The sequence below is a fragment of the Streptomyces sp. NPDC006265 genome (assembly GCF_040613555.1).
Lineage (GTDB): Bacteria > Actinomycetota > Actinomycetes > Streptomycetales > Streptomycetaceae > Streptomyces.
Map to the genome: position 1 here is coordinate 1 of NZ_JBEXSH010000447.1, position 7,347 is coordinate 7,347.

The window sequence follows — 7,347 nt, forward strand, 5'->3', positions numbered from 1 at the left end:
CACCGGACGAAGAGAGGGCATTCGAAGGAATTCAGGCCGGAATGACGGCCGGAATGAGCCGGTTGCCGACGTACCGCGGGCGAAGAAGCCCACCAGCCACAGGACGAGAACCGCGAGTGCGATCCACCAGAGAATCTTTACTGCGAATCCGGCGCCGAACAGAACCAAGGCCAGAAGCAGCACCAGCAGGATGGGAACCATAATTCGAACCTCCTGCTTTCAGAGTGTCCCGGAAAACGCGATTCAGGCTTCCTTGCGGCAGAGAATTTCTCCGTGCAGCACGCTGAACCACCCGTCCTCCCGTGCGCCCCACTCCCGCCAGGCCCCGGCCGCGCTCCGCAGCAGCGCCCCGTCGGCGTGCCCGCCCTCGACGGCCCGGTCCGCGTAGGCCGACGCCAGGGTGCGGTCGGCCCACAGCCCGCTCCACCAGTCCCGCTCCTGCGGCGTGGCGAAGGTCCAGGTGCCGGAGGTCGCCGTGATGTCCGTGAAGCCGGCCCGCAGCGCCCAGGCCTTCAGCCGTCGCCCGGCGTCCGGCTCACCGCCGTTGGCCCGGGCCACCCGGCGGTAGAGGTCCAGCCAGGCGTCGAGTGCTTCCGACGCCGGGTACCAGGTCATGGCCTCGTAGTCCGCGTCCCGCACGGCGATGAGACCGCCGGGTTTCACGACCCGCCTCATCTCGCGCAGCGCCCGCACCGGATCGCCCACGTGCTGGAGCACCTGGTGGGCGTGGACCACGCAGAACGTGTCGTCCGGGTGATCCAGCGCGTGCACGTCGCCGACCGCGAAGTCGACGTTGGCCAGGCCCCGTCCGGCTGCGGTCGCACGCGCCTGCTCCAGGATCCCCGGCACCCGGTCGACGCCGGTGACCTGCCCGTCGGGCACGAGTGCGGCCAGGTCGGCGGTGATCGTGCCGGGCCCGCAGCCGATGTCCAGGATCTTCATGTGGGGCTTGAGTGAAGGCAGCAGGTAGGCGGCGGAGTTGGCGGCGGTGCGCCAGGTGTGCGAGCGCAGCACGGACTCGTGGTGCCCGTGGGTGTAGACGGCGGTCTCCCGGGGTTCCGGCATGGCGGATCCCACCCCTTCCGGTCGGGTCGGCATGGGATCACCGTACGCAGGACTGCCGCATAGTGAGACCCGAATCCTGCCATGTGGACTGACGGTATGTCAGTACCCGGCGATCGGCCGGTACACGGTGAGCGCCTCGGGGAGCTTCTCCAGCGTCACCCGGCCTTCCACCTCGATCACCTCGCCGTCGTAGGCGAGGAGCGTGCCGGGCGCCACCTGGTCCAGGCGCAGCCGTCCCACCTGGACGGCCGCGTGGGCGGGGGAGCGGGTCAGGGGGCCCGCGAGGGCGGCGGCGAGCAGTCGCGCGGCGGGCCGGCGACCGCCGTGCACGACCCGCACGTCGAGCTGGCCGTCCGCGAGGTCCCGCCGCCGCCCGGACGCGACTCCCATGCGGTGGTAGGTGCCGTTGCCCGCGAACAGCAGCCACAGCGGGCGCGTACGGCCCTGAAACTCGGCTTCCAGAGGGTGCCGGCCGGTCCGCAGCACCCGCAGCGCCGCGAGTACGCCCGCCGGCCAGCCGCCGACCCGGTGCGCCCACCGCTCCCGCTCTCGCACCAGCTCCGGATAGACGCCGACACTGCAGGTGTTGAGGAAGATGCCCTGCTGTCCGCCGCAGGAGTACCGGCCCACGTCCACGCGCACGGCGTCGCCCTGGCGCAGCGCACGGGCCAGGTCGCGCACGTCCTCCACGCCCAGGTCGTAGGCGAAGTGGTTGAGGGTGCCGCCCGGCAGCACCGCCAGGGGCAGGCCCGCGCGCAGGGCGACGCGGGCGGCGGTGTTCACGGTGCCGTTGTGGACCTTCTTCACGACCTCCATCAGCTGGGGGCCGAGCAGCGGGTTGCACTCGACGATGGCGTTGATCTTGCCCTCGGACATGGCGACGAAGCCGTCCTTCACGCCGTCGACCGTGACGATCAGGATGTCCTTGCCGGGCTTCTTGCCGGCCGCCTCGATGGCCTGGATGGCGCCGATGCCCATGTCGTCGTTGTGCGCGAAGAGCACGTCGATGTCCGGGTTGGACTGCAGGAAGGCCGCCATGACCTGCTTGCCGCCGGCGCGGGTGAAGTCACCGGTCTGGCTGACGACGATCTTCCAGTCGTCCGCGTGGTCCGCGTCCATGACCTCCTTGAAGCCCTTGGCCCGCTCGATCGCCGGGGCGGCACCGGTGGTGCCCTCCAGTTGTGCGATCTTCACGGGGCCCTTGTGGCCGGCCTTTTCGAGGACCTTCTCCAGGATTTTCGCCGCACGCCGGCCCTCGTCCGTGAAGTCGGAGCCGACCAGGGTCACGAACAGGGAGTCGTCGGAGGTCTCGACGGAGCGGTCGGTGAGCACAACCGGGATCTTCGCGGCCTTGGCCTCCTTGAGCACCGCGTCCCAGCCGGTGACGACCACCGGCGAGAAGGCGATGACGTCGACCTTCTGCGCGATGTAGTTGCGGATCGCGGAGATCTGGTTCTCCTGCTTCTGCTGGGCGTCGGAGAACTTGAGGGTGTAACCCGCTTCCTTCGCGGCCGACTTCACAGAGTCGCTGTTGGCGGTGCGCCAGCCGCTCTCCGAGCCGACCTGGGAGAAGCCGAGGGTGATCGCCTTGCTGCCGCCGCCCGAGGAGGAGGCCGTTGTGCTGCCGTCCTCCTTGGCGCAGGCAGCGAGTCCGGCCGCCGCCGCCACGCCGGTCGCCGCGGTGAGGAAGTTTCTTCTGTTGAGCATTCTTGATCTCCTTCGTTGAGCCGGCCCGGGGGTTGGACTCGGTGGCACACGGCTCCTGACGCTGCGTCGGAAACCGTGGGGGTGATGACGTCGTTCTGAGGACCGGCCAACGTTCGAAATATTGAACATACGAGTCGGCGTCGTCAGAGGATGGCCAGGGCGGGGTGAGGCTGGTAGCGGCTGGATGCGGCGACGGGGAGCCGGTGGTGTGCGCGGCGCCCGAGGACCGGATCGGCGAGCGGGGCGGGATCAGTGAGGGCAGGCGAAGTGGTCGTGGTGCTGGTGGCGCCGGCGGGCACGGTCGATTGGTTCGGGCAGGCGAGGCGCGACCGCGCCCCGTCCACGCTGAGGCGCCGAGAACACCGGCTACGGAACGCGGGAGAACCCGGACCTGCGGCGTCGCCGGGAGTACGGGCGCCCATCTGTGCCCGGCGTCCGCACCAAGAACCTTTGATAATCGTCGTCGGCTCAAGACCGCGTCCAGGTCGGTTCGACCCCCGCCACAGTGCGGCCCACGCGCCCGGCCGTGTTCCGGGCAACCTGCCAGGGAGGTGCTGCTGTGCGCCGGGTGTGTCACGGCCGTACCCCCTGAAGTGGTCAGTGATGCGGAGGTCATAGGAGCGCTCTTCGTTCCCCCTGGTCAAGAGTTTGAGCGAGAAGCGGGCCATCACGTTTGGGTAACGCGGGGCAGCGGGCGAGGTGGACGGCCCGCCGGTCGCCCGGCGCGGCGGCGCGTTTTTGGGCGGAGATATTGACGCTCGGCGGACCTGGCCATATTTTCGGTCATCTGCACGAAGGATCGAACTCTGTTCGACATTTCGGACGAACGACTCGGTAACGGTCCGCCCTCGCCCGCTGGAGCGGGTCCGGAGCCGCTAAATGGGAGCACCGCCATGACGGCAACAGGTCCGGCAGCGCCGCGGTCCGCGCGGCCCCGTCCCTCCCCCGCTGTTGCCCACGGGACGGGACCCCCGAACGCCGGCTGCCCGGCACCCGGCAAAGCGCCATCGCTTGCCAAGCTGAGCGCGAGTTCTCGTCATGGCCAAACGTTGGCCTGTCCCCGGAAAGTGTTCAGCACCATCGGCCCACAGGTGGCAGCAGCTGACGGACCCTGAGCATGCGGGCGGGCACGGAGGCCGGTACTTGGCGCTCCGGCCCCCTGGACGACCGTGCATGGCAGTTCCCGGTCGTGCAAGGGCACTGCTGACCGTTCCTTGAAGCCGCGCCCACAGCGTGCCCGTCAGAACGGACAACAGCGGTCAACAGCGGTGCAATACGACCGACACAACCACCTCGGCGGGCAGCCATCTGCACAGGTCAGAGCCGTAAGGCACATACAAGCGCCGTCGCTTCCCAAGCTGAGAGCGCGAGTTCGATTCTCGTCACCCGCTCAGAACCACTGCTTACGAGAGTCTGACGCGAAGTTCATTCCCTCCCCTCCCACCCCACCCACTGGTCACTCTTGTCCCACCGGCAGACGCGGATGACGGATACGGGTGCCATGGGCAACGACGTTGAAGGAGACGGAACATGAGCGTGCAGAGCGGTCACGATGATCAGTCTCGACAGAGCCGCCAGGGCGGAGCGGGCCGCGGTCACCGGCGAAAGTCCAGGACGCGGCGCATCGCGATCGGCGGCGGAGCCCTCGCCGTCGCCGGGGCGGCCACGGTCGCCGTGTCCCTGGCCTCGGCCAGTCAGTACTCCGGGAGCACCGGTGCCGACCACGCCGTCTTCGTCCAGGGCAACGAGCTGGACGGCAACACCATCCATGTGTTCGCGCGGGACGACGACGGCAAGCTCGAACCCGCGGGGACCCACGAGACCGGCGGCAAGGGCGGTGACCAGGTCGACGCCCCCACCGACTCGCTCGCCTCCCAGGGTTCGCTAGTCTACGACGACGCCTCGGGGATGCTGCTGGCGGTCAACGCGGGCAGCGGCACGGTGACGTCGTTCCGTGTCGAAGGACAGGAACTGAAGGATCGCCACGTCGTCGACTCCGGAGGGGAGTTCCCGGCCAGTATCGCGGTGCACGGCAAGATCGCGTACGTCATGAACGCGGGCGGTGAGGGCTCCGTCCAAGGCTTCGCGATCACCGGCAGGGGGCTCGAGCCGCTGCACGGCTCCCACCGCTCGCTGGGCCTGGACAACGAGGACGTCCCGCGCTTCGACACCTCGCCCGGCGAGGTCGAGATCACCCCGGACGGCCGCAACCTGGTGGTCACCACCAAGGCGGCCAACACGGTCGAGGTCTTCCCGCTGAGGAAGAACGGCCTGCCGTCCGTCGCCGAACCGGTCGTCAACGAGTCCGCGGGCGGTGTCCCGTTCGCGATCAGCTTCGACGGGACCGGGAAGCGGATGCTGGTCGCCGAGGCCGAGAAGTCCACGGTCACCACCTACAAGGTGAAGCACGACGGCACGCTGGAGGTCCTTCAGGAGCCCCTCGCCAACGGGCAGGAGGTCCTGTGCTGGCTGGAGCGCGCGGGCAACTACTTCTACGGCGGCAACACCGGCAACTCCACCGTCAGCGGCTACCGCATGGACGAGCAGGGCGAGCTCTCCCTGACCAACGACGTCGGCTTGGCCACGCCCCCCTCCGCGAACTCGCAGGGCGTGATCGACCTCGCGGTGACGGAGGACGAGAAGTTCGTCTACGTCCAGAACGCCGTCTCGGGCACCGTGGACGGCTTCCGCGTCGAGTCCGACGGCGCTCTCACGAAGGTCACCACGGCCGAGGGGCTGCCTGCCTTCGACGAGTCGGGCATGGAAGGCATCGCCGCGGTGTGACACACCGCGTACGGGAGCGGCCCGCGGAGCTCGGCGGTGTGTGCCCCATGCCTGCCCGTGCCAGCGGACAACCACGGTCGACAGCGGCGATGTCGGGTCCGGACAACGACACCTTCCGTTGTCGCCGTGATGACTCGCCGTGTGCCGGATTCGTGCCGGAACGCTGATCGCCGGGGTCGGCTGTCCGCGGTTCTGACACGGCCGCGGCTTCCTGTACCGCGGAGAGCGTGGCAGCGCCGACGGCTCTCTCCCGGAGACGGTGATCTCGGCGAAGCCATGGTCCGCCGAGTGATCCGGACCGGGCCCAGGGCTGAGGTCCGACCAGCCGGCGCCTCAGCCCTGCCCCGTCAGACCTGGGATCAACGTCCGGCCGGGGTCTTGGCCGTGTCCCACGTCAGCGGCGTGTCGTCGAACACCACGGCGATCTTCACCTGCCCGGCCGCGAGGGTCTTGGGAAGGGTCACGCTGCCCTTCTGGTCCTCGCCGAAGGGCACCGGACCGAGGTCCGTGACCTTCCCGTCGGCCGCGAACACGTAGGCATGGCCCGTCTTGTTCGCGTGCAGGGCCGTGCCGACGGGATCCGACGCGGCGGCGTTCAGCGGCACCGTGGCCTTCTTCCCGGCGCCCGCGATCAGACGCTTGGACCGCGCGGCGGCGGGTACGGCGCAGGGCCGTTTACGCGCGGTCGTACGGCGTCGTATGGCAGCGCAGTCACACGAAGCCGTATAACCGCGCGGTCAGGCGGAGTCTGTGGCGCCCGCCATGCCGAAGTCAAGACTCATGTCACGCCAGTCAAGGGGGATGACGACGGTGATTGACGGTCACGAAGATGAACCCGCACACTGCCTCGACCGGGATATGACTGCGTGGTCAGCCCCTGCGGGTCTCGCCCTCCGGGCCGAGTTGCGCGATCCCGGAGGCTGTCATCGGGCCCGGACCGTCACACGGCATCATGCAGGCGTGATCACCATTCATCTGAAGTACGAGATCGACGCCGACAAGCTTGCGGACTTCGAGGAATACGGCCGCCGCTGGATCCGGCTCGTCAACCGTTTCGGCGGGACGCACCACGGCTACTTCCTGCCGAGCGAGGGCGACAGCGACATCGCCTACGCCCTCTTCTCGTTTCCCAGCCTGGCCGCGTACGAGCAGTACCGAACGGACAGCATGTCCGACCCGGAGTGTCGGGAAGCGTTCGAACTGGCCCGTGACACCCACTGCATCAAGCGCTACGAGCGCCGCTTCCTCCGGCCGCTCGACGGCGTGTCCTAGGCCGGCGGAAGGCGCGGGGGGCGGTTGTCCGGCGGTGCGCAGTGCTGCGACGACGGCCGCGGTCGTCGGGCTCGCGGTCTCGGTGTGACGCGTCGCGGCGAACAGCAGGCGCAGGATCGGGTGATCCGCGATGGACGCCGTGCTGATTCCGGGTGCGGCCGGGTCGACGGCCGTCCGAGGGACGGCCCGGGACGTGGCTTCTACTGCCGCGGCAGGTTCGGGGTGCTCGGCGAGGCCTCGGTCCCCGTGTCCAAGCGGCGCAGGGCTTCCTCGGCAGCCACGCGTGGATGCCCGGCAGGGGCTGGCGGATCCTGACCAAACTCCGTACCGGCCCCACCCGCGCCACCGGACTCCTGCGCGCCCTGCTCGTCCTCACGAACCTCGAAGTCGTCCGCAGTGCCGCGGCAGGCAACGTTCGCCCCGCCACGACGCCCGGCACGCTCCCCCACGCTCTCGACTCCGCTCGAGCAGGGGGTACCCCCACTCGCCGCACCGGCCGAAACCCCAAGTACGTCCAGT

Annotated in this window: 6 protein-coding genes and 2 pseudogenes; 3 read left to right on the plus strand and 5 right to left on the minus strand. The window is 69.3% G+C overall.

The features are described 5' to 3' along the window. Positions 1–57: 57 nt before the first annotated feature. The 4 genes and pseudogenes from ABZ281_RS29860 to ABZ281_RS29875 all read right to left on the minus strand — a co-directional run. Positions 58–201, minus strand: a pseudogene (locus ABZ281_RS29860) (hydrophobic protein); the annotation flags it as partial. A gap of 42 nt (positions 202–243) precedes the next feature. Then, positions 244–1,065, minus strand: a complete 822-nt coding sequence (locus tag ABZ281_RS29865) for a methyltransferase domain-containing protein (RefSeq protein WP_356660466.1) — start codon at positions 1,063–1,065, stop codon at positions 244–246. 99 nt (positions 1,066–1,164) lie between these two features. Continuing rightward, positions 1,165–2,772 carry a substrate-binding domain-containing protein gene (locus tag ABZ281_RS29870; RefSeq protein ID WP_356660456.1) on the minus strand — a complete coding sequence of 536 codons (1,608 nt, stop codon included), beginning with the start codon at positions 2,770–2,772 and terminating at the stop codon, positions 1,165–1,167. Positions 2,773–2,915: 143 nt separating this feature from the next. After that, positions 2,916–3,071 (minus strand): hypothetical protein, encoded by a 156-nt coding sequence (locus ABZ281_RS29875; protein WP_356660458.1) that lies wholly within the window; start codon positions 3,069–3,071, stop codon positions 2,916–2,918. A gap of 1,231 nt (positions 3,072–4,302) precedes the next feature. On the opposite strand from ABZ281_RS29875, the gene ABZ281_RS29880 reads away from it, so the two are divergent. Further along, the gene (locus ABZ281_RS29880; protein WP_356660460.1) at positions 4,303–5,556 is read left to right on the plus strand and encodes a beta-propeller fold lactonase family protein; all 1,254 of its coding nucleotides are present in this window, start codon (positions 4,303–4,305) and stop codon (positions 5,554–5,556) included. A 359-nt stretch (positions 5,557–5,915) separates the two neighbouring features. Here the strand turns inward: ABZ281_RS29880 and ABZ281_RS29885 are convergent, their stop codons facing one another. Beyond that, on the minus strand, positions 5,916–6,161 hold the full coding sequence (locus ABZ281_RS29885; protein WP_356660462.1) for a hypothetical protein: 246 nt from the start codon (positions 6,159–6,161) through the stop codon (positions 5,916–5,918). A gap of 355 nt (positions 6,162–6,516) precedes the next feature. On the opposite strand from ABZ281_RS29885, the gene ABZ281_RS29890 reads away from it, so the two are divergent. Then, entirely contained in the window at positions 6,517–6,828 is a 312-nt protein-coding gene (locus ABZ281_RS29890) for an NIPSNAP family protein (RefSeq protein WP_356660464.1), read from the plus strand. Between the two features lie 287 nt (positions 6,829–7,115). Beyond that, a pseudogene (locus ABZ281_RS29895) lies at positions 7,116–7,347 on the plus strand (hypothetical protein); the annotation flags it as partial.

Excerpts from the sequence above, each read along its gene's own strand:
- ABZ281_RS29865 (WP_356660466.1), bottom strand. The coding sequence starts at position 1,065 with ATGCCGGAACCCCGGGAGACCGCCGTCTACACCCACGGGCACCACGAG.
- ABZ281_RS29870 (WP_356660456.1), bottom strand. The coding sequence starts at position 2,772 with ATGCTCAACAGAAGAAACTTCCTCACCGCGGCGACCGGCGTGGCGGCG.
- ABZ281_RS29880 (WP_356660460.1), top strand. The coding sequence starts at position 4,303 with ATGAGCGTGCAGAGCGGTCACGATGATCAGTCTCGACAGAGCCGCCAG.